This window comes from Pseudomonas bohemica, assembly GCF_002934685.1.
GTDB classification, from domain to species: Bacteria; Pseudomonadota; Gammaproteobacteria; order Pseudomonadales; family Pseudomonadaceae; genus Aquipseudomonas; species Aquipseudomonas bohemica.
Genome location: NZ_NKHL01000117.1, coordinates 126,098 through 150,008 on the forward strand (window position 1 = coordinate 126,098; position 23,911 = coordinate 150,008).

The window sequence follows — 23,911 nt, forward strand, 5'->3', positions numbered from 1 at the left end:
GGTTGCTGTACGGGATGCACATTCTCTCGGACCACGTGGCGACCCTGCTGCCAGGCGGGGGACATAACAGCCGGGCATGTCCCGTGACGGGCCCCTGGTCCAAATGCCGCGCTCTCGCGCAGAAACGTGGGAGTGAGCTTGCTCACGAACCGGCCGGTACAGGCACCGCACCTCCAGCGCCTGACAGCCACTGTTGGTCAGCGAGCTCACTCCCACCGCGGTTATGAACAGAGGTTCAACACCGCACGCTCAATCTTCCAGGGCAGAAAGTCCCAGATGCTCGCGCAACGTCGAACCTTCATACGCCGTGCGGAACAGCCCCTTGCGTTGCAAGTGCGGAATCACGCTCTCGACGAATTCGCTGAAAGACCCCGGCAGATATGCCGGGGAAATCACGAAACCGTCACAGCCGCCCTGGGTGAACAGCTCGGCCAGTTGATCGGCGATCTGCGCGCCGGTGCCTACCAGTTGCGGCACGCGCACGCTGCTGGCAAAGATCCGGCCAAGTTCTTCCAGCGTTGTGTCTGCGCCTTGCATCAACAGCTTTTCCGCCGCAGCCGGGTGGATCGACGGCGCACGGGCGATTTCCGCCAGGGTCGACGACAGCGCAAACGGTGACAGATCGACGTTCAGCTGCGAGGCCAGTGTCACCAACCCCAGCTCCGGACGCGCCAAGGCATTGTGCTTGTCGCGCTTGGCACGAGCTTCAGCCTCGCTGCCACCGATGAACGGCATGACCGCAGTCAGCACTTTGCAACTGTCGGCATTGCGCCCCTGCTGCACGACCTGTCCCCGCACGTCCTCGCGAAACGCGTGCATTGCCTTCAAATGCGGGTGAATGGTGAAAATTGCCTCAGCCCAGCGCGCCCCGAACCGTCGACCGCGCCCGGAAGATCCTGCCTGAATCAACACCGGCCTGCCCTGCGGCGTGCGCGGGATGTTCAATGGGCCTTCGACCTTGAACCACTCGCCGTGATGCTGCACCGAGGTAATCTTGTCAGGATCGGCCAGCACGCCACTCTCGCGGTCCAGCTTCAATGCGCCCGGCCCCCAACTGCGCCATAGCTTCAACGCGACTTCGACGAATTCGTCAGCGCGGTCGTAGCGCAGGTCATGCTCCAGATGCTTGTCCTTACCGAATAGACGGCCTTCGCTGTCGTTCATCGACGTCACAATGTTCCAGGCCGCCCGCCCCCTGGACAGGTGATCGAGGGTGGCGAACTCCCGGGCGATGTGCGCGGGTTCGTAGTAAGTAGTCGAGCGGGTCGCGCCCAACCCCAGTTTGCTGGTCTGCCCAACCAGATACGAGAGGATCGGCAGCGGGTCCAGCCGCGTCGCATCCTGCGCGCCGTAACGCAGCGCCAGGTCTCGCGAACCGCCCATCTGGTCGCCGACGGCCAGGCGATCGGCGAAGAAAAGAAAATCGAATAGCCCCTCTTCCACTACCTTTGCGGTACGGGCGTAGTACTCGGGATCAAGGTAATTACCCACTGTTTCCGGGTGACGCCAGGCCGCGTGACTGTGAATGACCGGCCCGGTCAGCAGAAAGGCTGACAGGTGAATTTGACGGCTCATGAACGTTCTCCTGTCTTATTCGGATTTGGCTTTGGTTTGTGGGACCCAAACCGAAATGTCGGAAATCTTCAGAGGTTTTGGAATCAACTTCGCCTCGTAGTAGAAATCGGCGATGCGTTGCTGCTCGGCCAACTCATCGATCCTGACCGGGACGATGTCGTAGCTGCGGCGCTGGTTGGCCAGCTCCACGGTTTCCGGCGGAATGTTGCCCCACAGCGGCGCCAGGTTCTTCGCAGCTTCCTGCGGATGCCCTTTGACCCACTGCCCGGCCTGACGAAGGGTGTCGAACACCACTTGCAGCACTTCTGGATGAGCTTTGGCGAAGCTGGTGTTGGCAACATAGAAACGGTTGTAGTTGGCGACGCCATCGGTACCGTCGGCCAACACGCGCACATGGTGCTCACGTTGCTGGGTCGCCAGGAACGGATCCCAGATGGCCCACGCGTCGACATTGCCGCTGGAGAATGCCGCCACGCCGTCCGGTGCTTCCAGGTAAACCGGCGTGATGTCGGCCAGGGTCAAGCCAGCTTTCTTGAGTGCCGAGATGAGCAGGAAATTGCTGCCCGAGCCCTTCGACACCGCCACGCTCTTGCCTTTCAGATCAGCGACACTGCGGATTGGCGAATTGTCCTGAACGATGATGGCTTGCGCGGTCGGCGACGGGTTTTCCCGTGCGTAGTAGGTCAACGGCGTATTGGCCGCTTGAGTGAACAGCGCGAAAGCGTCGGCAACATCAGCGTGCAGATCGACACTCCCCGCGTTCATTGCACTCAACAAGCCACTGCTGAACTCATGCCAGTTGATGGTGAAACCCAATGGCTTGAGACGTTGTTCCAGCTGACCGTCATTCTTGAGCAGGATCCACAGCGTCGAAGAGCGCTGGTATCCGATGTTGATGACCTGTTCGGCGTGTGCCGTGACAGTCGCCAGGAGCAGGGCGCAAGCGACGATGAGTTTACGTAGGGACATGGCGATCCTTGGGTGACGAGGGTAAGCCGTATGAAGGCGATGGGTAGAACACTCAGTACCGAAAAGCATGAGCGCAAGGCGTTAAAGTCGTTTTTATTATAAAAACTGCAAAGAATTATGAAAGAAACGTATGGATCTAAGCTTATGCCGCCACGCCGACTGAACGACCGCTTGTCTGGCGAGGTCTAGGAATAAGCAGCGAACTCGCCCCGATTGAGGAAGACATTGTGAACATCTTCGAAGCCCTGAGAGAAAGCCATGACCGCCAGCGCGGCTATGCCGATGCGCTGATTCAGACCCACGGGGACAGCAAGGAGCGCGTAGAGGCCTATCAACAGCTCAAGGCCGAGCTTCAGGCGCACGAAACCGCCGAGGAGCGTTTCTTCTATATACCGTTGATGCAATACGACAACGGCGTCGACCTCAGCCGCCACGCCATTTCTGAACATCATGAGATGGACGAGATGATGGAGGAGCTGGATGAAACCGAGATGTCCAGCCCGGCCTGGCTGGCGACAGCCAAAAAGCTGTCGGAAAAGGTGCATCACCATCTCAAGGAAGAGGAGCATAAGTTCTTTCAGATGGCCGGGAAGCTGCTGGACGAGAAGCAGAAGGAAAAGCTGGCAGGAGAATATGTGAAGGAATATGAGGAGCAGTTAGCGGAAGCGTGAGTTATGAAATGACAAAGCCCCGAATCATCGGGGCTTTGTCATTTCAGGGAATCGGTTCGGGGTCAAGGATCGACCTGCGCCATCAGCTCCGACACCGACTCGTTGCGTCTGGCGTAACGCTGGGCCAGCACGGCGCAGACCATCAGCTGAATCTGGTGGAACAACATCAGCGGCAGGATCAAAACCCCGATGGTACTGCCGACAAACAACACCTGAGCCATCGGCACGCCCGTGGCCAGACTCTTCTTCGAGCCGCAGAACAGGATGGTGATGCGGTCTTCAAGGTTGAAGCCAAACAGCTTGCCCAGCAGCGTCGAGATCAACAGCACCAGCGCCAGCACCACGCAACATACGACGACTAGCCCCGCCAGATCCCACAACGGAATCTTGTGCCAGATGCCCTCATTCACCGCTTCGCTGAACGCTCCGTATACCACCAGCAGAATCGAGCCCTGATCGACGTATTTCAGCCAGTTCTTGTTGCGCCCGACCCAAGCGCCGATCCAGCGACGGGCAATCTGCCCCACCACGAACGGCAACAGTAGCTGCACGCTGATTTTCACGATGGCGTCGAGGGTCGAGCCGCCTTCGCCGTGCACGTTCAACAACAGGGTCACCAGCAGCGGCGTAAGGAAAATCCCGAACAGGCTTGACGCCGCCGCGCTGCAGATCGCCGCCGGAATATTGCCACGAGCCAGGGAGGTAAAGGCGATCGCCGATTGCACGGTCGCAGGCAGCGCGCAGAGGTACAGGATGCCCATGTACAGGTCATTGCCGATCAACGGCGACAGCACAGGCTTGAGCGCCAGGCCCAGGAGCGGAAACACCACGAAGGTCAGGCTGAACACCAGCAAATGCAGCCGCCAGTGGCCTGCACCGGCGATGATCGATTCACGTGACAGCTTGGCGCCGTGCAGGAAAAACAGCAGCGCGATCGCGCTGTTGGTCAACCAGCCGAAACCCACTGCCACCTGGCCGCTGGCTGGCAGAAAACTGGCAACGATGACCACTGCGACCAGGGTCAGAGTGAAATTATCGGGTAAGAAGCGAGGACGGCTCATCAATGAAATCCGGTCATGGCAAGGACAGTGTTGCTACTGTACGCCCTTGGTCAAGTGCCGGCTAACGGCAACAAGCCGAAGAGTAGCGGCTAACGGACAGCGTCAATCAGGACAACCCGCCCTCAATCACTCGCAGAACCGTCACGCGACGCTTTCCCGGCGTTTTGCTGATCAACTCGTTGAGCGCCGCCTGCCACTTGTGCACGTCTTTTTCCCTGGACAGCGTCATCAATTGCTCCCAACCCATCGCGTCCTGCGCCGTGACTTGCGCGCTGGAACCCTCAGACATACGTTCACGCTTCAAAAGATTTGCTGCAATTTCCGAGAGGGTACTCAAGGCTGGCTCCATGACACGCTCGTCTGGGAGCGCATCGATACATTATCGGCGGGATGGGCAGGCGTGCCTTAACGTCAAATTTCGGATGTTGCGGCCCCTGCGCCAAGGTCATAGCAATGTTCAGACCACAAGCGCCCGCCTGCCGGGAGATTCAGACCAAGTACATTGAATCGAAAATGGCTGGCTACGGCGTCTGCAGCGCCGCTTCGCTCGCGTGGGTTCGGTCGACCAGACAGATACTGTCGCGACCGCCGCGCTTGGAGTCGTAGAGCGCAGCATCCCCCTGCTCTATCAAGGCGCCCAGGCTGGCCGGACGCTGGTCGAACGAGGTGCCGCCAATGCTCAGGGTCACCGCATCAGGCGTGGCGAATGCCTGGGAAGCCGCTTCGTGAAAACGCTGACGCAGGATGCTGCCCACCTCAACGATTCGCTCGCGCGAAGTATTGCTCAACAGGATCACGAATTCATCGCCGCCAAGCCTGGCTGCCACCGCGCCATCGGGCAGGACCGAACGAATCATTTCGCTGAGCACGACCAGCAGCCGGTCGCCCACCGTGTGCCCGTAAAGGTCATTGACCGACTTGAAGTGGTCGATATCGATCAGACCACCAGGGCGCCTCTGGCAGCAGCAACATTGCCGCCCACAAGACGAAAATCAGGTACCAGCCCCGCGACAGCCGCGCCTCGGTAAATCGCGCCACGCCCAGCAGAAACAGAAAGTGCGCGGTCACCAGCGATCCGTTGGCGAACCAGATCCCGATCAGCAGCACCCCGCTGCTGCGCAGCAGTGCCAGTACCGACTTCACCGTGATTGTCGCAAACCCCGCACTCCAGAACAGCAGCGAAGCCTCCCGTACATGGCGCCACTCTGCCGCCAGGTACAGCGCCGCCGCGGCAGCGAGGGCAATAGAGAGGGTCAATAGGGTGATGGGATCGAGCGCCATATACTGCCTGGTCTGTCTGGGGGTGCTGAAAAGGGGCGCAATTTTATGCGTTCAGGGCGATTTTTCAGAGGACCTGACACGCTTGTCCCGACTGACAGTCAAACCGCCGATCAGAGAAAACTCGCTGAGACGACAGCACGGTATTTGCAGTTGCAGATTCAGGTATTGCTACCAAACCTTCCGCAAAAAGGAAGAGGACATGGCCCGCAGGACGGAAGTTTTCGATTACACGCTGCGCAACGCCGACGCGGAGCCTGCAGGGGTTGCCACCGGAGTAACGGGAGGATTGAGCGCAGAACGTGTTCAGGCTTGCGCAAGAATACTGCGCAGCAGCCCAGGGAAGCGCAGATCGAGTTCTTCGGCCCGCAACGAATTCATGTGTGTGGTGCCGACATTGCGCGTGTGAACCAGTCCCGCATCGCGCAATACCCGAAAGTGATGAGACATGGTCGACTTCGGCCGACCGCCGTCCAACTCACCGCATGACGCCTCGTCGACGCCCGCCAGACAACGAACGATCTCCAGGCGAACGGGGTCACTCAACGCGTAAAGCAGGCGCTCGAGGGCAAAGTCGGATGGAATGGGATGTTTGAAGGCACGCATGGGTACATGATAGCCGGGGGTTCCAACGAACGCTATATTTCGAATACTATCGAACAAGCGAAACACTCATATTCTGGAGTTTACCCATGTCAGCACTGTTCGAGCCGTTCTCTTTGAAGGACGTCACCCTGCGAAACCGCATCGCCATCCCACCGATGTGCCAATACATGGCCGACAATGGCGTGATCAATGACTGGCATCAGGTACACCTTGCCAGTATGGCGCGCGGCGGCGCCGGTCTGGTGGTGGTCGAAGCCACGGCTGTTTCCCCCGAAGGCCGTATCACCCCTGGCTGCGCAGGCATCTGGAGCGATGAGCATGCCCAGGCGTTTGTCCCTGCAGTGAAAGCCATCAAGGCTGCCGGCGCGGTGCCTGGCATTCAGATCGCCCACGCAGGCCGCAAGGCGAGCGCCAATCGTCCTTGGGAAGGCGATGATCACATTGCCGAAAACGACCCTCGCGGCTGGAAAACCATAGGTCCCTCTGCGATCGCGTTCGGCGCCAACCTGCCGAAAGTGCCAGAGGAAATGTCCCAGGCTGATATCGCACGCGTGCGTCAGGACTTCGTCAACGCTGCGCGCCGCGCTCGCGAAGCAGGGTTTGAATGGATCGAATTGCACTTTGCTCACGGTTACCTGGGCCAGAGCTTCTTCTCCGAACATTCCAACCAGCGTACCGATCAATACGGTGGCAGCTTTGAAAACCGCAGCCGTTTCCTGCTGGAAACCCTGGCAGCCGTTCGCGAGGTGTGGCCAGAGAACCTGCCACTGACCGCGCGCTTTGGTGTCATCGAATATGACGGTCGGGATGAGCAAACCCTGGTTGAATCGATCGAACTGGCCCGGCGCTTCAAGGACGGTGGCCTGGATCTGTTGAGTGTCAGCGTCGGCTTTACCATCCCGGAAACCAATATCCCGTGGGGTCCGGCGTTCATGGGGCCTGTCGCCGAACGCGTGCGCCGCGAAGCGGGTCTGCCAGTGACCTCCGCCTGGGGTTTCGGTACGCCGCAACTGGCGCAGGCCGCACTCGAAGCCGGCCAGCTGGACCTGGTGTCGGTGGGCCGTGCTCACTTGGCCGATCCACACTGGGCGTACTTTGCGGCCAAGGAATTGGGCGTCGACAAAGCATCCTGGACCCTGCCCGCGCCGTACGCGCACTGGCTTGAACGTTATCGCTGAAGCGATCAGCTCGACCCCGGCGGGATTCCGTCCTTGTTGAAGTCCTTAAGGCGTTCCTTTTCTTCCTCGGTCGAGTGAGCGGGAACGTCCTCTTTGGGTGGTGCTTTCTTCTCTTCGCTCATGGCGGTGTCCTGCGATGTGTGTATCGGGTTGGGCACCGTTGCCCCCATGCAGTTCACGCCAATCGACGCCGTTACTCGCGCCTTGCCTAACGAGGGCGTTAAAACGCCGCCTGCTGCTTACGCGTCTGATAGCAAAAATTTAAACAGGCTGCTTTGCCAATCCGTGCCATGCTCAACACAGTTATGCACTGGCAGGAAGCGATATGGCACGGTCATCCGATAGTTCCGAAGCTGCAGGCATGGCTGTGATCGTGTTTGACTCCAGCATGCTGCACCAACTGATGCGAGCCGTTCGTGACCTGGGATTGGACGCCGTGGGATTCGTTGACGTCGACGAAGCCATGGCCTACGTCCAGCATCCCGAAACCTCGATCAGCATCGTAGTCGCCAGCGGCACCCTTCCCGGCGTGTTGAACGCCGCTGACCTGACAACCACACTGTCGCGGGCCTACCCCACTCTTCCTATTGTGGTTGCCGATCATTACGACGGTCTCGTCGAGAGCAATGTCATGTGCCTGGACAAGCCCTGGACCGTCGAGCATGTCGGAGAGCAGGTGCTGATCATGATGGCAAAACTGCCCATCGGAAAGCGGCCCACTATCGAACCCGCGGCATAGCGCCAGGACAATCATAGAAGCTGCCGGGCGAGGCAACCGCGAACGCGGTCATTCGTGATCGATCACACCGGTCATCGCGGTGAACTGGCTTTGCCGGTGCTGCAGCTTGTCGAGGATTTCCGGCGGCGTCGATTCGCGAAAGACCACCATGTGGCCCACCTCCTTGCCGCCCTCGGTAACCCGCTCGATGTCGTTGACCATCCAGGTTTGCAACTCGTCGGCGGTAATCCCCAGCTCCTGCGCAACTCGCTGATGGAGGCGCTGCGCATCGTACTGATTGAATTGATCGTTGTTCATCAGGGTCGCTCCAGTGCGGGATGTAAGGATAAGGCCGCGATGCCGCGTCACAGTTCAGTTCCCATGCCCACGGGCGGCAGATCGACTACAGCGTCTATATAAATGTGCGTGGCTGAAACCTGCAGCGACTCGTCCGCGTGATGAGCATCCACTCCTCGGGCGGCCGATCGCACTCTATACCCTGTGGACGCAGGTGTTCTTTGGCGCGCATCGCCTCCATCAACTGTTGAAGAAAATGGCCACTTTGTTTCCGATCGGGTCACGCAGGTAGGCAACATAAAATCCTGCCGTGTACGCGGCGCGTGTGCCTGGACTGCCCTCATCCGCCCCGCCATTGGCTACACCGGCTGCATGCACCTGATCGACCTGGGCTCTGGAGTCGGCGCGGAACGCTGGCATCATTCCGTTTCCGACAGTGGCGCGTTGCCCATCGAAGGGCTTGGCGACATGAACCGTGCCCGGTCCGTTGGACTTGTCTTCGGTCCCTGGCAGGGAGTAGCTGTGCTGATCCTCGGCCGATTCTTTCTCGTAACCCAGGGGCAGCAGGATCGCATCATAGAAACGCGCTGAGGCGGCGATATCATTCGCGCCGATGAACAGATAGCTGAGCATGGTCTCCTCCGAGGGCGGTCGAACGGAGGAATTGATGAGCGCCCTAAGCTAGAGACTACCCGCTCAAGAGGGGATTCACCCCAATCAAGCATCCACGCTTTCACAAGGCCAAGGCATAAAACCGGGTGTCGACCGCCATCAGAGGAAAGCTGGCTGGCAGATCCTGCTGATCGATCAGCTCGAAGCCATGCTTTTCGTAGAAACGGTGTGCAGCGAGAAACTTCGCGGTGGTCCCCAAGTAAATCCTGCGCAAGCCGCGAGCTTTCGAAGCCTCGATCAGACACTCAAGCAGTTTCCTCGCCACGCCGAATTCCCGGCCGCGCCAGGCAGCCGCCACGAACATCTTGCGCAGCGCCGCTTGGCCGTTGCCGATGTCCTTGAGGCCGATCGTGCCGATGACAACGTCATCCTTTCGCGCCACCCAGAAATCACCGGTGCCGGTCTGGTAGAAGGACTGGATTTGCACCAGGTCGGGCTGGTCTTCGGCCGCGATGGCAATCCCGAACTCCTCGCGCTGAATGGGCACGATCAGTTCCACAATACCTTTCTCGTCACCTGGCGCGTAACGATCGATGCTGATCTCGGACATCACAACGGTCTCCTGAAACCATCCAAAGCGCCGAATACTGCCTATGATGCCGCCGGTCGTAAAGCCGAAGCTCGCAGCTGGCATGCACTGTTGCGTGGCTTTCATCGCCCGCACTCCTGGTTTAGCGATTCAAAAGGGCGTTGCGCCTGACCCGCGATGCGTCCGGCCGTCTCCCCTCCCCAACGCACACCACCGGCCGTCTGCAACTAGCGACTGTACCTAAGGTTCATCTGCTCGTAGCCGATAGCTTGAAAAGAATGCGAAAAACGCCTCCTGTAAATGCCACAACCACACCGTTTTCTTTCTGCCGACCAACACTTATAAAACCTGCGGAATCATCATGAACATCAAACAGAAGCTGACCTGGGCGTTTGCAGCCATCGCATGCCTTCCGGTAATTGTGGTCGCGGTGCTCGTCGTGTTCAACGTACGAGAGGCAGCGAAAGACGATTTCGTTGACAGCAGTGGCCGTGAGATCCGCCAGATCGATAACGGGATGAAGCAGTTTTTCGATGGCATCAGCCAGAACGTCGAGTATTTGGCCAAAGACCCTCGAAGCGTCGCCGCCAAGGATCTGAAGAATTACTCGGGAGCCGACGCTCCGCAGATTCCGCTGACGGAAAACAACCATAAATTCCTTGAGCTATTCGAAGGCTTCGCCAAAAGCCACCCGAGCACGGCTTACCTGTCCATTGGCCTGAGCGACGGTGGTTACGCAAGCTGGCCGGACGATCCAAAGATCGTCAATTACGATCCGCGCCAGCGGCCCTGGTATAAGGCCGCGATCGCCGCTCCGGGCACCACGGTCCGCACAGGCGCTTACTACTGGGCACCGGATGACGTCTCGTTGATCGGTACGGTACACACCGTAACCGACGCGGCTGGCAAGCTGGTGGGTGTGGTCGGTCTGGACGTATCGCTCAAACAACTGACCGAGCTCGTCAAGAACATCAAACTTGGCAACAGTGGCTACCTGATGCTGGTCGAAGCCAACGGCAACGTGCTCGTGGATCCCAGCGATGCCAACCATAACTTCAAGCCGTTGGCAGACCTGGGCGCCAACTATGCGGAGCTTGCCAAGCGCGCAGATGGCCCGACCCAGGTCGAGATCGACGGCAAGGTCTACATGGTCAATATCATCAGCTCCCAAGGTCTGGGATGGCGATTCATTGGCCTGATCGAGCGCGAAGAAGTGATGGCCAAGGCGTCGAGTCTGACCTGGCTGATAGCAGCCATTGCCGCTGCACTCGCGGTGATTTTCGCCATCGTCGGAGCGAGCTTCGCCCGGGTAATCGTGCGGCCGATTCGAGGGGTTGCCGACGGTTTGCAGGAGATTGCCGAGGGCGAAGGCGATCTGACGCGTCAGCTCAACGTGCAAGGCAAGGACGAAACGGCGACCCTGGCGGGATGGTTCAACCAGTTCCTCGGTATGATCTCCCAATTGGTGCAGCGTATCGGCACCGCGTCTTCCGACCTGCAAGTCGCGGCTGCTGACACCAGCGAGGTAGCCAGAAACATGGATGAGGTTGCCGGACGTCAGCGCGAAGCAGTCGAACTGGTCAGCACTGCGTTCAATGAAATGGTGGCGACAGCCAACGAGGTGGCGCGCTCCTGCAGCCAGGCTGCGACCAGCGCGGATAACGGTTACCGCGATGTGCATGACGGACAGCAGCACATCAGCGAAGCCACTGGCAGCGTATCGAAACTGAGCAAGGACCTGCAGCAGTCGACCGAAACCATGCAGATGCTCGAACAGGACAGCAAGAACATCAACAGCATCCTCGATACCATTCGATCGATCGCCGAACAAACCAACTTGCTGGCCCTCAACGCAGCCATTGAAGCGGCTCGCGCCGGTGACCAGGGCCGGGGATTCGCCGTTGTCGCCGATGAAGTACGGGCACTGGCGCGGCGTACCGCCGACTCCACCGGAGAAATCGATGGTCTGTTGGGCAACCTTGCGCGGCGCACCCAAGAGGTCACGCAGCAGATGCAGGGGAGCTTGCAGGTCTCGCAGAACAGCGTCGAACGCATTCAGCAAGCACGCGACAGCTTTGACAAAATCCGGACTTCCGTGGATTCGATCCGCGACCAGAACACGCAGATCGCAACGGCAGCCGAAGAACAACATCAGGTGGCCGAAGAGATCAATCGGCACATTGCGCAGATCCATGCCGATGCCCAACTGGTGGAAGAGTTCGCCCATTCGGCACAGTCCGGCTCAGGACGCCTGACGGACATCTCTGGTCAACTCAGAGGGCTGGTCGGACGCTTCAAGTGCTAATCGTGCTCCCGAAACCGAGTGCAGGACGGCATGAACAACCCGCCTGAGCGGGTTGTTGCCATCAAACCCACGCCAGCCCATTTGCAGGTATGGTGATGCTTTGACCAAGGACGACTCATGGCCACTCACACCTCCAACCATGCGCAAAAGCACCTCGCGGTACTGATCGACGCCGACAACGCCCCTGCCGCCATCGTGGAAGGTCTATTCGAAGAGATCGCCAAGTACGGCGTCGCCAGCGTAAAGCGCATTTATGGCGACTGGACTGGCCCGCAACTGGGCGGCTGGAAGAAAGTCCTGCTCGACCACTCCATCCAGCCCATCCAGCAATTCGCCTACACCAAGGGCAAGAATGCCACGGACAGCTCGCTCATCATCGACGCGATGGACTTGCTGTATACACGACGCTTCGACGGATTTTGTCTGGTGTCCAGCGACAGCGACTTCACGCGCCTGGCATCCCGACTGCGCGAAGAAGGTCTGACGGTGTACGGCTTTGGCGAGGAAAAAACGCCCAAACCGTTTGTGGCCGCCTGCGACAAATTCATCTACATCGAACTGCTGCGCGAAGACGCCATACCGGTGGCCGCCGGAGAGCCAGCTGCCGACCCGGCCGTACCTGCGGACATGGCGAAACCCACAGCTGCCGAACCACCCAAAAGACCAAAGGCTCCCATCGGATTCATTGCGAAAATCCTGGACGACATCGCCGACGAGGATGGTTGGGTACAGCTTGGTGCTTTAGGGACGAACATCACCAAGCTGCGACCGGAGTTCGATCCCCGTACCCACGGCTACAAGAAACTGAGCGACCTCATCAAGGGCTATCCGCAAGCCTTCGAACTCCAGGCCAGAAACACTTCGGGGGGCACGGCGGTGATGTACGTGAGGCACAGGCAGCCTGGGAAGTGACGCGGACGACGGCGGGATATCAATGTCAAACCGTCGGATCAGCTCTAATCGCGCTTTATCATCAGCAGGGAAGCCAAAACGCGAAGCTGTCGTCTTACAAAGTCGTTGGCAGGGATTCGCACCCACTATGAAGTTCGTATTGCAGTCGATCAGCGTGCACAGCTCTTCGGCTGTAGCGTGTAAACCGGCGTCGCTCAGGCCGACCTCCGGCATAAGAGTTAGTAGCCTATGGATCTCCTGGATTCGTGTTCCTCTAATAACCAAAACCCTCTCCATTTGCACCGCTGCGCTGTCAGTCGTGAGTGAACTTGAGCACTGTTGTTTGTGAATACACCTGCCCGGGATTCAGGCGGGTACTGGGAAATGCTGGCTGATTGGGTGAGTCGGGGTAATGCTCGGCCTCAAGGGCAAAAGCGCCCCAGTGCTGATAGACCTTCCCGGCCTTGCCAGTAATCGTCCCATCAAGCGAATTCGACGTGTAGAGCTGCAACGCCGGTTGAGTGGTGAACAATTGCAAGCGACGGCCTGATTGAGGGTCGCTGATTTCAGCAGCTGGCTTGCTCACGTCACCGTGGGTGTCCAGAACGTAATTGAAGTCGAAGCCACCCTGCGCGGGCTCGGCAAACCTGAGCTGCGGGTGATCATCTTTAATGTGTGTCCCAAATGCGGTGGGCTTGAGGAAGTCCATAGGCGTGCCCGCTACCGGGGCAATCTCACCGGTCGGGATCAGCTTGGCCGACACCGGTGTGTAGTGGCTGGCGTGAAGGGTGGCGACCTGATCGAGGATGGTGCCGTTGCCCGCCCCCGCCAGGTTGTAGTAGCCATGATTGGTGAGGTTCACGACCGTGGGTTTGCTGGTCGTGGCGTGGAACTGGATCTGCAACTCGTTACGCTCGTTCAGGCTGTAGGTCACCTGGGTGTCCAGCGCACCGGGGAAGCCCATTTCGCCATCCGGGCTGGTATAGCTGAGCGTGACGCCTACCGAGTCCTTCTGCTTGATCGGGACAGCCTTCCAGACATGGGTGTCGAAGCCTTTTGGCCCCCCGTGCATGGCGTTTGGTCCTGCGTTCAACGGAATCTTGTAGCGGGTGTCGTTCAGCTCGAACGTGCCGTCGGCGATGCGGTTACCGTAGCGTCCGATGGTCGCGCCGAAATGCGGATCGGCATTTTTCTGATAACTCTGCGGGTCGTCGAACCCGAGCAATACGTCGTCTCTTTTACCGTTTTTATCGGGAACGATTACCGATTGCAGCACCGCTCCATAGGTGATCACGCTGACTTGCATGCCGTGACTGTTGCTCAGTGTGTACTTCTCGATGGGCGTGCCGTCGGCAAGGGCGCCGAAGGGGCTCTTCTGATGGGTAAGGCCGGCAGCGATGGCCGTGACGCTAGACATCATCAGGACCAATCCCAGGCCAGTATGCAGCGAACGTATTGTCATGAATGACTCCGTATCCTTTAAACGCAGATATAAGGTTGTTCAGGCGCGCGGCCGGACCCTATGAAGAATCTTGTTGCGCTTTTAGAGACGCAGACCCTCTTCTCTGGGCCCCCCGCCTGACTTGTGGCAGGTACCAAGCAAAGCTCGGTACCACAGCCTTCCGCCTATTGCCCAGTCACGTAGGAAGTATCGTACTTTTGCAGCAATTTGAGCGTCACCCCGTTGGTCCAGCCAAACCCATCCTGTAATTCATACTCCCCGCCGCCACCTCCCTGCCCCAGGCCCGACAGGTCATATTTCTCGACCAACTTGTCCTGTGCGCCATAAAGATCCTGCACCTGATGCAGGAAACGCGTGCCTATCTGTGCTGCCAGCCCGTTTTCCTGATAGCGGCTCAGACCCACCACGGCCACCCATTGCAGCGGCGCCCAGCCATTAGGTTCGTCCCATTGCTGACCATTGCTGATCTGAGTAGTGGCCAGGCCGCCGGCGCGCAGTAGACCGTTCTGCAGGGCGTGCGCTGTGGCCTTGGCGTGAGCCGTAGAGGCCAGGCCCGTGTACAGAGGAAACACCGCTGCGGCGGACAGCGCCGGGCGCTGCTGATTCAGTTGCCAGTCGTAGTCCACGTAATGGCCGCCCGCGCTATTCCACAAATGGGTCTCGATCGCTACCTGACGCTGTTGGGCGCGTTTGTCGTACGCCTGGATACAGGCGGTATTGGCCGTGGTTTGGCAGGCCTTGACGATGGTTTTTTCCAAGTGATACATCAGGCTGTTGAGGTCCACCGGGACGATCGAGGTGGTACGGATGGTGGTCAGGTTTTTGCCGTCGCCCAGCCACCGCGAACTGAAGTCCCATCCGCTTTCGGCGCCAGCGCGCAAGTCACGCCACACCTGCTCTTTCGGGCGTTCCGGAACCTGTTCGGCAGTTTTTACATCCTGCAGCCAGGACTCCTGACGCGGCGTGGCGCTTGCATCCCAATATCGGTTGAACAGACTGCCATCGGCCAGTTTGACCACGTGCTGGGCCGCTTCTCCGGGTTTGAGAGTCTGCGAACCTTCCATCCAATAGGCATATTCCTTTTGCAATTGCGGCAGATAGCGGCCGTACGCCTGATCCCCTTCGATGCGCGCTTCAAGGTCCACCATATAAGCAAAGAACGGCGGCTGCGAACGCGTGAGGTAGTAGGTCCGGTTGCCGTTGGGGATGTGGCCGTAGATATCGATCATGTAAGCGAAGTTGTCGACCATCTGCCGTACCTGCGCCTTGTCGCCGCTCTGCTCCAAGCCAAGCATGGTGAAATACGAATCCCAATAGTACATCTCGCGAAAACGCCCGCCCGGCACCACGTAAGGCTGTGGCAGGGGCAGCAGGCTGCTGTACTGGGGGACTTCGCTGTAGCTGCGGCTGAGTACCGGCCACAACTTTTCAATATGCTCTTTGATCGGAGCCCCGGGTTTAGGTGCCGGACTTTCGGCCTCGCCTGACTCGATGAAGTTGTCGCTGACAAAGTTCTTGAGGTCGAAGCCCGAGCCTTTGCTTTGGGCCAGATAATCGGCGCGAATTTGCGCCGGAGCGCGTTTGGGCAAGGCATCCACGAAGTGCTTCTGATCGGTGAACACCTGGTCGCGCTGCACGGCTTCGAAGAGCTCCGGGTAGGCTTGGTCAGGTGGCAATGCCTGGCGGACAGCCGCATCATTGGCCCCCCACATGACCGGTGGCTGTGCGGAGCACGCCGTCAAAAGCAGAGCGCCGCAGGTCAGGCTGGTGTAATGCAAAAAACGCATAGATGGGCTCCTTCTCGGGTTGTCGGCGACATGCAGGTGACCGCCAGGCGTGTTGAGAGGTTCCCCCCAATGACCAGTTCTGGCGGAAAGCGCAACGGTCGCGCGGCTAACCGGTGGCGCACTTCCATTTTCACGGGGAATTAACGGTATGAACCACTACGCGTCGGTGGCGGCTGAGCGTTTCGTTGCCACCGCGTCAGTATCATATTCGGTAACCACCATGCCCAGAATGATAAGGCACGCACCTACAATGTTTATTGTCCCGAGTCGATCTGCAACCCAGCCAGACTGATATGGAGCTGGCACCCAACTTACAGGCCGCTTGTAGCTGGGGTGCTCGCCTATCGGCTTCTTTAAGAAAGATCGTCCGCTAAATTTGCAAATGTGTACTATCCATCCGTTTTGTCCCAGAAAATGATAGCCATGCATGCTGAAAACGAAGCGGACCGCAGGATCGTAGCGTCGCTAGCGCAGCGGATTGAAGGAGTCTTTGACCTTTCGAAAGTCGCCAATGCGATTGCCTCCTTGTTCGAAGATGCGCAAGCGTCACTCGTACCGATCCTCGGGCCCAAAGGCGTCGCCGCGCTATACCGTCGCAGCTATTTTCTGTGCACCGCGAAACACCCGCAGTTCGCCACCACCTACGAAAGCCTAGGGGTGGCCATGAATCTGGTAGAACTCAGAGGCTTGCTGGCCAACCAAACTAAAGAAGATGCCGTTTTTTTTGGCGAAGAATATTTAAAATCGTTTTATGAGTTACTTGCGACACTAATCGGCCGGTCGCTTGCCGCACGGCTGCTGCTTGACGTTTGGGCAAATTCTTTGAGCGGCGCTAATCCGCAGGAAATTTCAAGATGAGTACCAAGGTAAAAATCAATCGCCTGGCCACAGGCGTACCCGGTCTGGACGAGATACTGGGCGGAGGCTTACCAGAATTTTCATTCAATCTGATCGCTGGTCCTCCTGGTTGCGGAAAAACCACGCTGGCCCATCAGATGATGTTCGCCCTTGCCACGCCCGAGCGTCCAGCCATTTTCTTCACCGTGCTCGGCGAGCCTCCCCTAAAAATGCTGCGTTATCAGCAGCAATTCGATTTTTTTGATGACGAAGCGGTTAATCGCTCGATTCGCTACGTCAATCTGGCGGACGATACGCTCGCCGGGGATCTGGAGGAGGTTTTACGGCGGATCGTCCTCGAGGTAGAAACCCACTCCCCGGCGCTGGTATTCGTGGATTCATTCCGGTCGGTCGTGCTCGCAAGTCAGACTCAGGGCAATCCAAATAACGATCTTCCTCAATTCGTCCAGCAACTGGGCATGCTGATGACGACGTGGCATGCGACTACTTTTCTACTGGGCGAATACTTTAACGAACTGGACAGCAATCCGGTGTTCACGGTCGCAGACGGGCTGATCTGGTTGCGCCAGAGCGTGCAAAGAAACTCAATGGTACGCAAGATGGAAATCATGAAGATGCGCGGCCAGCCTACGCTGCCAGGTCTTCATACATTTCGGATTGCCTCATCAGGGGTAACCATCTTTCCGCCTGCCGCAGCGACGTCCCATACTCATCTCGAGCCGCTGGACGGCCTCTCGCAAGTGCGTCTTAAAATGGGTGTGCCCGATCTGGACGAAATGCTCGGTGGTGGTCTGCCCATGGGCTACTCTCTACTCGTAGCGGGGCCATCCGGTTCGGGGAAAAGCATCCTCGCAGCGAGCTTTCTTGAGGAAGGTGCGCGTAATGGAGAAACCGGCGTCATCGCGGTATTTGAACAGCGCACCAGTCACCTGCGCAGCTCCAAGCTCACTGAATTGATCAAAAGTGATCGGATCGGCGTGGTGGATCGACGCGCTGCTGATCTCTCATTGGACGAAATCGTCCAGCAGTTGCTTAGCGAGATCCACCGGCTCAAGGCGACTCGAGTGGTCATCGACTCGCTTTCCGGCTTCGAGCTGGCCGTAGCGCCAGCCTTTCGCGAGGATTTCCGTGAATCGCTGTCGCGGATGGTAAACGCCCTCACCAGCACCGGCGTCACGGTATTGATGACCTCCGAGCTGGAGGACCGGTACACGGATCTACGCTTCAGTCCGTACGGCACGGCGTTTCTGACGGATGCCATCATCGTTCAGCGCTACGTCGAAATGAACAGCCGCATCCAGCGTATTCTAGCGGTCGTCAAGGTTCGGGCAAGTGATCATTCGGACGAGTTGCGTTCTTACCAGATCGATAAGGATGGCTTGCAGATCGGCGGAATGATCCATGACCGCGAAGGGCTGCTAAGCGGTCATCCCTCCAGGCGGCCACCTGAAATCGACACTTCAGGAGGAGACATCCAGTGAGTGGGTTTAGTGAGTAGGTCTGATGACATGAACGAGCAACGGCGGCTTCTGCTCGGTCAGGAAAAACAACAGGCGCTAACCCACTTGGCGTTCCTGCAGCGCGAGCTCCTCGCGATGGGCGATAGCCTGCAGGCATCTCGACTGGTAGAGGCGAACCAGCGTCTTTTATTGACCTTGCTGTCGAAACAGGGCAGTACTGAAAACGCTGATCTGGCCGAATTGGTCAACACCAATCAGAAGATGCGGGCAGCGAACGAACAACTGGTCATATCCGCACTCCATGCACAGGACCTTCAGGACTTGGCTGAGGAAGCGTTAATACGACAAAAAAGTACCCTGGCCACCGCAGCTCACGAGTTGCGCGACCCGTTGACCCCCATCGGCATGCTGGTAGAGCAGCTGGCGGATATGCCGCCTGAAGAGCTGCCCCGTGTATGCGACCTAATCAAAGGGCAGGTGCAGCAAATGTCCCGTCTGATCGAGGATCTGGTAGACATCTCTAGCACCGGAAAACTACGAATCAACCAAGTGACAACCGATGTCGTGGAGGTCATCAACAGATCGGCCGAGGCATGCATCCCACTCATGTCCGAGAAAAATCTCAGCTTCGCAGCCCATGTTCCTCCTGGCCCTTTGTGGGTGAACGGCGATGCTGTGCGCATTTTCCAGATTTTGAATAACCTGCTGACCAATGCTACTAAATACAGTCACCCGGAAAGCAGGGTCACATTAGCGGCCACTGTTGACGGCAGTAACCTCAACATCTGCATTTCGGATGAAGGTATCGGCATATCCCCAACTGCCATTCCTTTCATCTTTAATTTGTTCGTGCGGGATCCTCGAGCGGTGGAGCTTAACCGCAAGGGCCTGGGGATAGGGCTAACTGTCGTTCGGGACTTAGTTGAAGCACATGACGGTACGGTCATTGCCGCTAGTGAAGGTGAAGGTAGGGGCAGCCAGTTTGTCGTCACTTTTCCGTTGATGGAATTAGCGCACGACTAGGCATTGTTATCAGAGCAATTAACAAGCCTCGCCAAGATGACACCTCAAACTCTTCAAAAGCCCTAAATGCACGCTCTACTGAAAACTTAGTTACCAAAGACTCGCGTCCACACAGCTAATTCCAGCGGGCGGGCGTCCTGACCGTGTGGCCAGTCAACGACTGATATAACGCTCGGTGTCGTTCTCCCCGCCCGCGGAAATATCGCCCTACCTTATGGGCAATGTATAGATTCCTCTCTACCGCAGCGGTAGTGTATGAACCAGCCCGCATGCAGATTAAAAACCCTGTGCGGTTTTGCTGTCTAAAAAGAAACCTCGAGAAAGGGAGGCTTTGCGGTAGTGAGATCAAGATAGCCGCAGCAATTATTAGCCAGCTTTCGCACAATCCCTTCTCCGGCGTTCTGCCGATCGCCACACCATCCCCCGACTGCAACTCGTCAGCCCGGCTGGCATTTTTTCTCTACGCCTCGATTACTGCAAATCCAAACAGTATTGAGACTCACCCATGACCATCGATTACGACGCCGAGAACTGGCCGGGCATCCCGACGCGGGAAGAAATGATGCGCCAGCACAGTAACCGTCGAGCAAGGCCCCTTTTGTCGTTGATGCGACCAGATCAACCAATCACATGAACAGGATCGCAGGCCCAGTCGGTCAACACGGTGTAAGTGGTAGAATTAGGCCCTATCAGGCGCCAGCGGGGACACTCATTCCTCCATCCGCCATGACGACGGCGCCCAAAATATAAGATGCCCGCTCTGAGGCTAGAAACGCGACGACCTCAGCGATCTCTTCGGGCTGAGCGGCACGTTTGATCGGCGTCTTTTCACCATGCTGGGCAAGGAACCTAGGGCCGTCTTCAACAACATCGTTGAGGATATTAGTCACAACATCTCCGGAGCCGACTGCATTGACGCGTATACCGTAGTCAATGACCTCCAGGGCCAACGTGCGAGTCAGCTGGGCCAGCGCACCTTTTGAAGCGGTATAAGCCGCAATCGTAGGGAACGCCTGGTAAGCCGCATAGGACGCGATGTTGACAATCGCACCCATTCGATTCGGGATCATCGCCTTTATAGCTTCCCGAGCATGTAAAAATGCCGCCGTGACATTGACGGCCTGGATACGCTCCCAATCATCGCGAGTCATGTCCACGACCAATTTGTTTATGATGATCCCGGCGTTATTGATCAATATATCCAGACGGCCAAAGTGTGCTATCGCTGTCGCCACTGCTGTTTCGGCAGCGCCATCTTCAGTGATATCCGCAATCAGTGGAACTAGGCCGGGCCGGGCGAGTTGCTCGACTGTCGGGCTTTTGTCTTCAGCTACCACTTGAGCCCCGCGCTCATGCAGCATCAGGGCGACAGCCCGGCCAATCCCACTCGCTGCACCGGTCACCAGAACCACCCGACCTTCGAATTCACCACGCGTATCAACCGTCATCGTTCTCTCCAGAGAAGGCATCCAGCCGCAACAACTGCTGCTGTAGACGACGACACGTTCTCCCATTCTTTCGCGCGGATCTGCCGCATTTTTGCCGGGCTGTCGGGATTTTGCTTTTAGTCGCCTGGACTCGCTACTCTGTCGACCCATCACTCGCGAAACACATGCCATGGCAACGCTTGGCCAACCATCCCGTTCAGATCATCATGAGCGGATTCCCGCCCATAAAATGCCGGACTACCTACCCGCTACGGCCCATCAGCCTTTTGGCCAAAGTTTGAACTCGCAGGTGCAGGTACAGATATTCAGGCATCGAACCACCCAGCAGAGTCTGATGATTCCTGCTGTCGCAGAACCTCTGCTTGTTCTGATCGTTTCAGGTGCTGCCGTCATAGAAGAGCGCATGAGGAACGAAGAGTGGACGGCCACCCCTGTCGCTGGTGGCGACTTTTTTCTGACAACGTCGCCCCTCCCTTATGAAATGCGATGGTAAACAGAAAGCGATGGGGGCTTTGAAGTGATGCATGTCTATCTCAGCCAGCATCTGCTGGATCTTGCCGCGCGGGATATTGTTTCGTGTCCCGACGGAGTCCAGCGGCTACGAGAGGTATCCGGCGAACGAGATCCCGAAGTTACGGGGCTGATGAGATCCCTTTATCACGAAGTGACTTCAAACTCGCAAGCCAGCTCTCTGTACCTACAAGGCGTAGGCCAAGCGCTTGCTGTGCATTTGGCCCGACGCTATGGCGACGACAGCGAACCGTCCAAACGTATGAACGCCTTGCCGGCCTACAAACTCCATAAGGCCATTGCGACCCTGCTAACAGGGATGGGCAGTGCATTCAGCCTGGACAGAATGGCATCCGAAGCGGGCATGAGCGTTTCGCACTTCAGTCGCCTGTTCAAGAAAGCAACTGGGCGGAGCCCATCCCAGTACTTTATTCATCTGCGGATGGAAACGGCGCGGGAGCTGCTTCTGGAATCCGACCTCAGCATCCTGAACGTCGCCCTTGAGGTTGGCTATGCCAGCCCGAGTTATTTCGCTCAATTGTTCAGACGTCATACCGGCATAACGCCGCGTGAATACCGTCATCGGTGTTAAGTTCAGGTGCACTGGTATGGACGGCCTACACCAAGCATCCGTTGTTGACCTTGCGCGATTAAGCCTGATGCCAGTTATGCGGAAGCAGTTGCTCGATTTCACTCGCTCGCTGCGTCGGCAGGCGCGTGAGAACATCCTTCAAATAGGTGACCAAGCCGATGCTACGACTGCGGTTCGACGATGCTCGAGTCAAAGCAATTAGTATCGCTCGGGAGCGCCCTGACGAGACTCTTGCTGTGAGCATTCGCAAATTCCAGTTCCGCGAGATTCGCCCCAAGGCGGCAAGCGAGATCCTCGACTTAAGCGATGCAAGCCGCCTGCTGGGGCACTCCGACAAGCGCATCACGGAGACGGTTTATCGTCGTGTGGGAGAGATTGTGAAGCCGACACGCTGACCGGAAATATGGCCGAGTTGCGGAAAACGTTTGAAATGACGCGGAAATCATCAGCTCTTAGACTATCGAGCAATCTAAACGCCAGAAACGAAAAAGCCCTGAGAACTCAGGGCCTTGTCGAATATATTGGCGGGAAACCAGGGATTCGAACCCTGGGAACGCTATTAACGTTCGCCGGTTTTCAAGACCGGTGCATTCAACCACTCTGCCAATTTCCCGATGCATCTGATGTGAAGGTGTGTTTGTACAGTCAGGAGCGGCAGTTTCAAGTCTGCCGCCTCAAACCACTCGGCCTCCCATCGCGTTGCGGGCGCCATAATACCGTAATGAAACAAGCTGTCAAACTCTCTCCCTCGCGTGTTGCCACCGCTCTGTTATGATCTTTGCAACTTGAGATTTCAAACCCCCAATTCCAGTCATCAGGAGTAGCGCCATGCGCGAACAGGATTACGCAGTCAACAACCGCGTGCAGGTCGAGCAGCTAGAGGTTAGCCGCGTCCTGCGCAACACTTACGGCCTTCTGGCCCTGACCCTCGCTTTCAGCGGCATCATGGCGTTCGTCGCGCAGCAGATGCATGTGCGCTATCCGAACGTGTTCGTGGTGCTGATCGGTTTCTACGGTCTGTTCTTCCTCACCAACAAGCTGCGCGACTCGGCATGGGGCCTGGTTTCGGCATTTGCGCTGACCGGTTTCATGGGCTTTATCCTCGGTCCGATCCTCAACCGTTATCTGGGCATGCAGGGTGGCGCTGAGATCGTTTCTTCGGCGTTCGCCATGACAGCGCTGGTGTTCGGAGGTCTGTCGGCTTACGTTCTGATCACCCGCAAGGACATGAGCTTTCTCGGCGGCTTCATCACTGCAGGCTTCTTTGTCCTGCTGGCGGCGGTGCTGGCGAGCATGTTCTTCCAGATCAGCGGTCTACAACTGGCGATCAGCGCGGGCTTCGTCCTGTTCTCCTCGGTGTGCATCCTGTTCCAGACCAGTGCCATCATCCAAGGCGGCGAGCGTAACTACATCATGGCAACCATCAGCCTGTATGTATCGATCTACAATCTGTTCATCAGCCTGTTGCAGATCTTCGGCATCATGGGTCGCGACGACTGATCAACGGTCGCAGCTTTGACAAAAAGCCCGCTTCGGCGGGCTTTTTGCCGCCTGCTTAATGTGTAGGCTCTTTGAATTCTTTATCATTGGCCCCATTCACCCTGCCATCCCGCTGAACGAGCCGCCCATGAAGTTCGCCATCGCCCTGTATTCACCTGCCCATGCGCCCTCCTCGCGCCGCGCTTTGTTGTTCGCGCAGGCAGTACTGGCCGCAAGGCATGAAATCGTACGGTTGTTCTTCTATCAGGATGGAGTGCACAGCGCCTCGGCCAATGTCGTCACCGCGCAGGACGAACTGGACATTCCCGCGCAATGGCGGGATTTCGTGAACACACATCGACTCGACGGCGTGGTGTGCATCGCCGCCGCCCTGCGCCGTGGGGTACTGAACGAACAGGAAGCCGAGCGCTACTCACGTCCTTCGGCCAATCTCTCAGCGCCGTGGGATCTGTCAGGACTTGGGCAACTGCACGACGCAGTGCAAGCGGCAGACCGTTTGATCTGCTTCGGAGGGCCTTGAT

The 23,911-nt window shown here is 57.7% G+C and carries 22 protein-coding genes, 1 tRNA gene and 4 pseudogenes; 13 read left to right on the forward strand and 14 right to left on the reverse strand.

The genetic code is table 11. The features are described 5' to 3' along the window. Positions 1 to 249: 249 nt before the first annotated feature. Both CE491_RS22365 and CE491_RS22370 read right to left on the reverse strand, forming a co-directional pair. Positions 250 to 1,575 carry an LLM class flavin-dependent oxidoreductase gene (locus CE491_RS22365; protein ID WP_110950522.1) on the reverse strand — a complete coding sequence of 442 codons (1,326 nt, stop codon included), beginning with the start codon at positions 1,573 to 1,575 and terminating at the stop codon, positions 250 to 252. Between the two features lie 15 nt (positions 1,576 to 1,590). Beyond that, positions 1,591 to 2,544, reverse strand: a complete 954-nt coding sequence (locus CE491_RS22370) for an aliphatic sulfonate ABC transporter substrate-binding protein (RefSeq protein ID WP_110950523.1) — start codon at positions 2,542 to 2,544, stop codon at positions 1,591 to 1,593. A 227-nt stretch (positions 2,545 to 2,771) separates the two neighbouring features. Here CE491_RS22370 and CE491_RS22375 point away from each other — a divergent pair, with 227 nt between their 5' ends. Next, the gene (locus CE491_RS22375; RefSeq protein ID WP_110950524.1) at positions 2,772 to 3,215 is read left to right on the forward strand and encodes a hemerythrin domain-containing protein; all 444 of its coding nucleotides are present in this window, start codon (positions 2,772 to 2,774) and stop codon (positions 3,213 to 3,215) included. A gap of 62 nt (positions 3,216 to 3,277) precedes the next feature. Here the strand turns inward: CE491_RS22375 and CE491_RS22380 are convergent, their stop codons facing one another. From CE491_RS22380 to CE491_RS22395, 4 genes and pseudogenes are all read right to left on the reverse strand, one after another. Further along, entirely contained in the window at positions 3,278 to 4,276 is a 999-nt protein-coding gene (locus CE491_RS22380) for a bile acid:sodium symporter family protein (RefSeq protein ID WP_110950525.1), read from the reverse strand. A 106-nt stretch (positions 4,277 to 4,382) separates the two neighbouring features. Beyond that, entirely contained in the window at positions 4,383 to 4,565 is a 183-nt protein-coding gene (locus CE491_RS22385; RefSeq protein ID WP_199885217.1) for a hypothetical protein, read from the reverse strand. 232 nt (positions 4,566 to 4,797) lie between these two features. Beyond that, positions 4,798 to 5,557: pseudogene (locus CE491_RS22390) on the reverse strand (GGDEF domain-containing protein). Between the two features lie 303 nt (positions 5,558 to 5,860). Further along, positions 5,861 to 6,160, reverse strand: a complete 300-nt coding sequence (locus CE491_RS22395; protein ID WP_110950527.1) for an ArsR/SmtB family transcription factor — start codon at positions 6,158 to 6,160, stop codon at positions 5,861 to 5,863. A gap of 86 nt (positions 6,161 to 6,246) precedes the next feature. Here CE491_RS22395 and CE491_RS22400 point away from each other — a divergent pair, with 86 nt between their 5' ends. Both CE491_RS22400 and CE491_RS22410 read left to right on the forward strand, forming a co-directional pair. Further along, positions 6,247 to 7,338, forward strand: a complete 1,092-nt coding sequence (locus CE491_RS22400; RefSeq protein ID WP_110950528.1) for an NADH:flavin oxidoreductase/NADH oxidase — start codon at positions 6,247 to 6,249, stop codon at positions 7,336 to 7,338. Between the two features lie 325 nt (positions 7,339 to 7,663). Next, positions 7,664 to 8,077 carry a hypothetical protein gene (locus CE491_RS22410; protein WP_110950529.1) on the forward strand — a complete coding sequence of 138 codons (414 nt, stop codon included), beginning with the start codon at positions 7,664 to 7,666 and terminating at the stop codon, positions 8,075 to 8,077. A 48-nt stretch (positions 8,078 to 8,125) separates the two neighbouring features. Here the strand turns inward: CE491_RS22410 and CE491_RS22415 are convergent, their stop codons facing one another. The 3 genes from CE491_RS22415 to CE491_RS22425 form a co-directional block, all read right to left on the reverse strand. Beyond that, positions 8,126 to 8,374, reverse strand: a complete 249-nt coding sequence (locus CE491_RS22415; RefSeq protein WP_110950530.1) for a hypothetical protein — start codon at positions 8,372 to 8,374, stop codon at positions 8,126 to 8,128. A gap of 219 nt (positions 8,375 to 8,593) precedes the next feature. Continuing rightward, the gene (locus CE491_RS22420; protein ID WP_110950531.1) at positions 8,594 to 8,986 is read right to left on the reverse strand and encodes a VOC family protein; all 393 of its coding nucleotides are present in this window, start codon (positions 8,984 to 8,986) and stop codon (positions 8,594 to 8,596) included. A gap of 100 nt (positions 8,987 to 9,086) precedes the next feature. Then, positions 9,087 to 9,575, reverse strand: coding sequence for a GNAT family N-acetyltransferase (locus CE491_RS22425; protein ID WP_110950634.1), 489 nt, complete (start codon positions 9,573 to 9,575; stop codon positions 9,087 to 9,089). Between the two features lie 340 nt (positions 9,576 to 9,915). Between CE491_RS22425 and CE491_RS31310 the strand changes: the two are divergent. From CE491_RS31310 to CE491_RS22435, 3 genes and pseudogenes are all read left to right on the forward strand, one after another. Further along, positions 9,916 to 10,998 (forward strand): annotated as a pseudogene (locus CE491_RS31310) (HAMP domain-containing protein); the annotation flags it as partial. Between the two features lie 93 nt (positions 10,999 to 11,091). Beyond that, positions 11,092 to 11,859 (forward strand): methyl-accepting chemotaxis protein, encoded by a 768-nt coding sequence (locus CE491_RS31315; protein ID WP_407681361.1) that lies wholly within the window; start codon positions 11,092 to 11,094, stop codon positions 11,857 to 11,859. A 117-nt stretch (positions 11,860 to 11,976) separates the two neighbouring features. Further along, positions 11,977 to 12,771 (forward strand): NYN domain-containing protein, encoded by a 795-nt coding sequence (locus tag CE491_RS22435; RefSeq protein ID WP_110950533.1) that lies wholly within the window; start codon positions 11,977 to 11,979, stop codon positions 12,769 to 12,771. A gap of 292 nt (positions 12,772 to 13,063) precedes the next feature. Here CE491_RS22435 and CE491_RS22440 read toward each other — a convergent pair whose 3' ends face one another. Next, positions 13,064 to 14,212 (reverse strand): aldose epimerase family protein, encoded by a 1,149-nt coding sequence (locus CE491_RS22440; RefSeq protein ID WP_110950534.1) that lies wholly within the window; start codon positions 14,210 to 14,212, stop codon positions 13,064 to 13,066. 164 nt (positions 14,213 to 14,376) lie between these two features. Continuing rightward, a complete protein-coding gene (treA, locus tag CE491_RS22445) occupies positions 14,377 to 15,999 on the reverse strand; it encodes an alpha,alpha-trehalase TreA (protein ID WP_110950535.1) in 1,623 nt (540 codons plus the stop codon). Positions 16,000 to 16,422: 423 nt separating this feature from the next. Between treA and CE491_RS22450 the strand changes: the two genes are divergently transcribed. The 3 genes from CE491_RS22450 to CE491_RS22460 are packed head-to-tail and all read left to right on the forward strand — an operon-like array spanning position 16,423 to position 19,340. Next, complete coding sequence (locus CE491_RS22450; RefSeq protein WP_234407655.1) at positions 16,423 to 16,857, forward strand: hypothetical protein; 435 nt, start codon at positions 16,423 to 16,425, stop codon at positions 16,855 to 16,857. After that, positions 16,854 to 18,338 (forward strand): ATPase domain-containing protein, encoded by a 1,485-nt coding sequence (locus tag CE491_RS22455; RefSeq protein ID WP_110950536.1) that lies wholly within the window; start codon positions 16,854 to 16,856, stop codon positions 18,336 to 18,338. The genes CE491_RS22450 and CE491_RS22455 overlap by 4 nt, the downstream gene beginning before the upstream one ends. A gap of 27 nt (positions 18,339 to 18,365) precedes the next feature. Further along, positions 18,366 to 19,340: a sensor histidine kinase gene (locus CE491_RS22460; protein WP_110950636.1), complete on the forward strand. Its 975-nt coding sequence runs from the start codon at positions 18,366 to 18,368 to the stop codon at positions 19,338 to 19,340. A 689-nt stretch (positions 19,341 to 20,029) separates the two neighbouring features. Here the strand turns inward: CE491_RS22460 and CE491_RS22465 are convergent. Then, entirely contained in the window at positions 20,030 to 20,788 is a 759-nt protein-coding gene (locus CE491_RS22465; RefSeq protein WP_110950537.1) for an SDR family NAD(P)-dependent oxidoreductase, read from the reverse strand. A gap of 520 nt (positions 20,789 to 21,308) precedes the next feature. On the opposite strand from CE491_RS22465, the gene CE491_RS22470 reads away from it, so the two are divergent. Beyond that, positions 21,309 to 21,890 (forward strand): helix-turn-helix domain-containing protein, encoded by a 582-nt coding sequence (locus CE491_RS22470; protein WP_234407659.1) that lies wholly within the window; start codon positions 21,309 to 21,311, stop codon positions 21,888 to 21,890. Between the two features lie 58 nt (positions 21,891 to 21,948). Here CE491_RS22470 and CE491_RS30400 read toward each other — a convergent pair. Continuing rightward, a pseudogene (locus CE491_RS30400) lies at positions 21,949 to 22,038 on the reverse strand (transposase domain-containing protein); the annotation flags it as partial. Between CE491_RS30400 and CE491_RS31320 the strand changes: the two are divergent. After that, a pseudogene (locus tag CE491_RS31320) lies at positions 22,037 to 22,285 on the forward strand (integrase); the annotation flags it as partial. The pseudogenes CE491_RS30400 and CE491_RS31320 overlap by 2 nt on opposite strands. Positions 22,286 to 22,412: 127 nt before the next feature. On the opposite strand, the gene CE491_RS22480 reads toward CE491_RS31320, so the two are convergent. After that, positions 22,413 to 22,503, reverse strand: a tRNA-Ser gene (locus CE491_RS22480). 215 nt (positions 22,504 to 22,718) lie between these two features. Between CE491_RS22480 and CE491_RS22485 the strand changes: the two genes are divergently transcribed. Both CE491_RS22485 and tusD read left to right on the forward strand, forming a co-directional pair. Beyond that, positions 22,719 to 23,390 carry a Bax inhibitor-1/YccA family protein gene (locus tag CE491_RS22485; protein ID WP_110950539.1) on the forward strand — a complete coding sequence of 224 codons (672 nt, stop codon included), beginning with the start codon at positions 22,719 to 22,721 and terminating at the stop codon, positions 23,388 to 23,390. Positions 23,391 to 23,517: 127 nt separating this feature from the next. Continuing rightward, positions 23,518 to 23,910, forward strand: a complete 393-nt coding sequence (tusD, locus tag CE491_RS22490; protein WP_110950540.1) for a sulfurtransferase complex subunit TusD — start codon at positions 23,518 to 23,520, stop codon at positions 23,908 to 23,910. Position 23,911 lies beyond the last annotated feature (1 nt).

Bases quoted from the DNA above. Each gene is read 5' to 3' on its own strand.
- CE491_RS22365 (WP_110950522.1), bottom strand. From the start codon at position 1,575: ATGAGCCGTCAAATTCACCTGTCAGCCTTTCTGCTGACCGGGCCGGTC.
- CE491_RS22370 (WP_110950523.1), bottom strand. From the start codon at position 2,544: ATGTCCCTACGTAAACTCATCGTCGCTTGCGCCCTGCTCCTGGCGACT.
- CE491_RS22380 (WP_110950525.1), bottom strand. From the start codon at position 4,276: ATGAGCCGTCCTCGCTTCTTACCCGATAATTTCACTCTGACCCTGGTC.
- CE491_RS22385 (WP_199885217.1), bottom strand. From the start codon at position 4,565: ATGTCTGAGGGTTCCAGCGCGCAAGTCACGGCGCAGGACGCGATGGGT.
- CE491_RS22395 (WP_110950527.1), bottom strand. From the start codon at position 6,160: ATGCGTGCCTTCAAACATCCCATTCCATCCGACTTTGCCCTCGAGCGC.
- CE491_RS22400 (WP_110950528.1), top strand. From the start codon at position 6,247: ATGTCAGCACTGTTCGAGCCGTTCTCTTTGAAGGACGTCACCCTGCGA.
- CE491_RS22410 (WP_110950529.1), top strand. From the start codon at position 7,664: ATGGCACGGTCATCCGATAGTTCCGAAGCTGCAGGCATGGCTGTGATC.
- CE491_RS22415 (WP_110950530.1), bottom strand. From the start codon at position 8,374: ATGAACAACGATCAATTCAATCAGTACGATGCGCAGCGCCTCCATCAG.
- CE491_RS22420 (WP_110950531.1), bottom strand. From the start codon at position 8,986: ATGCTCAGCTATCTGTTCATCGGCGCGAATGATATCGCCGCCTCAGCG.
- CE491_RS22425 (WP_110950634.1), bottom strand. From the start codon at position 9,575: ATGTCCGAGATCAGCATCGATCGTTACGCGCCAGGTGACGAGAAAGGT.
- CE491_RS31315 (WP_407681361.1), top strand. From the start codon at position 11,092: ATGGATGAGGTTGCCGGACGTCAGCGCGAAGCAGTCGAACTGGTCAGC.
- CE491_RS22435 (WP_110950533.1), top strand. From the start codon at position 11,977: ATGGCCACTCACACCTCCAACCATGCGCAAAAGCACCTCGCGGTACTG.
- CE491_RS22440 (WP_110950534.1), bottom strand. From the start codon at position 14,212: ATGACAATACGTTCGCTGCATACTGGCCTGGGATTGGTCCTGATGATG.
- treA (WP_110950535.1), bottom strand. From the start codon at position 15,999: ATGCGTTTTTTGCATTACACCAGCCTGACCTGCGGCGCTCTGCTTTTG.
- CE491_RS22450 (WP_234407655.1), top strand. From the start codon at position 16,423: ATGCATGCTGAAAACGAAGCGGACCGCAGGATCGTAGCGTCGCTAGCG.
- CE491_RS22455 (WP_110950536.1), top strand. From the start codon at position 16,854: ATGAGTACCAAGGTAAAAATCAATCGCCTGGCCACAGGCGTACCCGGT.
- CE491_RS22460 (WP_110950636.1), top strand. From the start codon at position 18,366: ATGAACGAGCAACGGCGGCTTCTGCTCGGTCAGGAAAAACAACAGGCG.
- CE491_RS22465 (WP_110950537.1), bottom strand. From the start codon at position 20,788: ATGACGGTTGATACGCGTGGTGAATTCGAAGGTCGGGTGGTTCTGGTG.
- CE491_RS22470 (WP_234407659.1), top strand. From the start codon at position 21,309: ATGCATGTCTATCTCAGCCAGCATCTGCTGGATCTTGCCGCGCGGGAT.
- CE491_RS22485 (WP_110950539.1), top strand. From the start codon at position 22,719: ATGCGCGAACAGGATTACGCAGTCAACAACCGCGTGCAGGTCGAGCAG.
- tusD (WP_110950540.1), top strand. From the start codon at position 23,518: ATGAAGTTCGCCATCGCCCTGTATTCACCTGCCCATGCGCCCTCCTCG.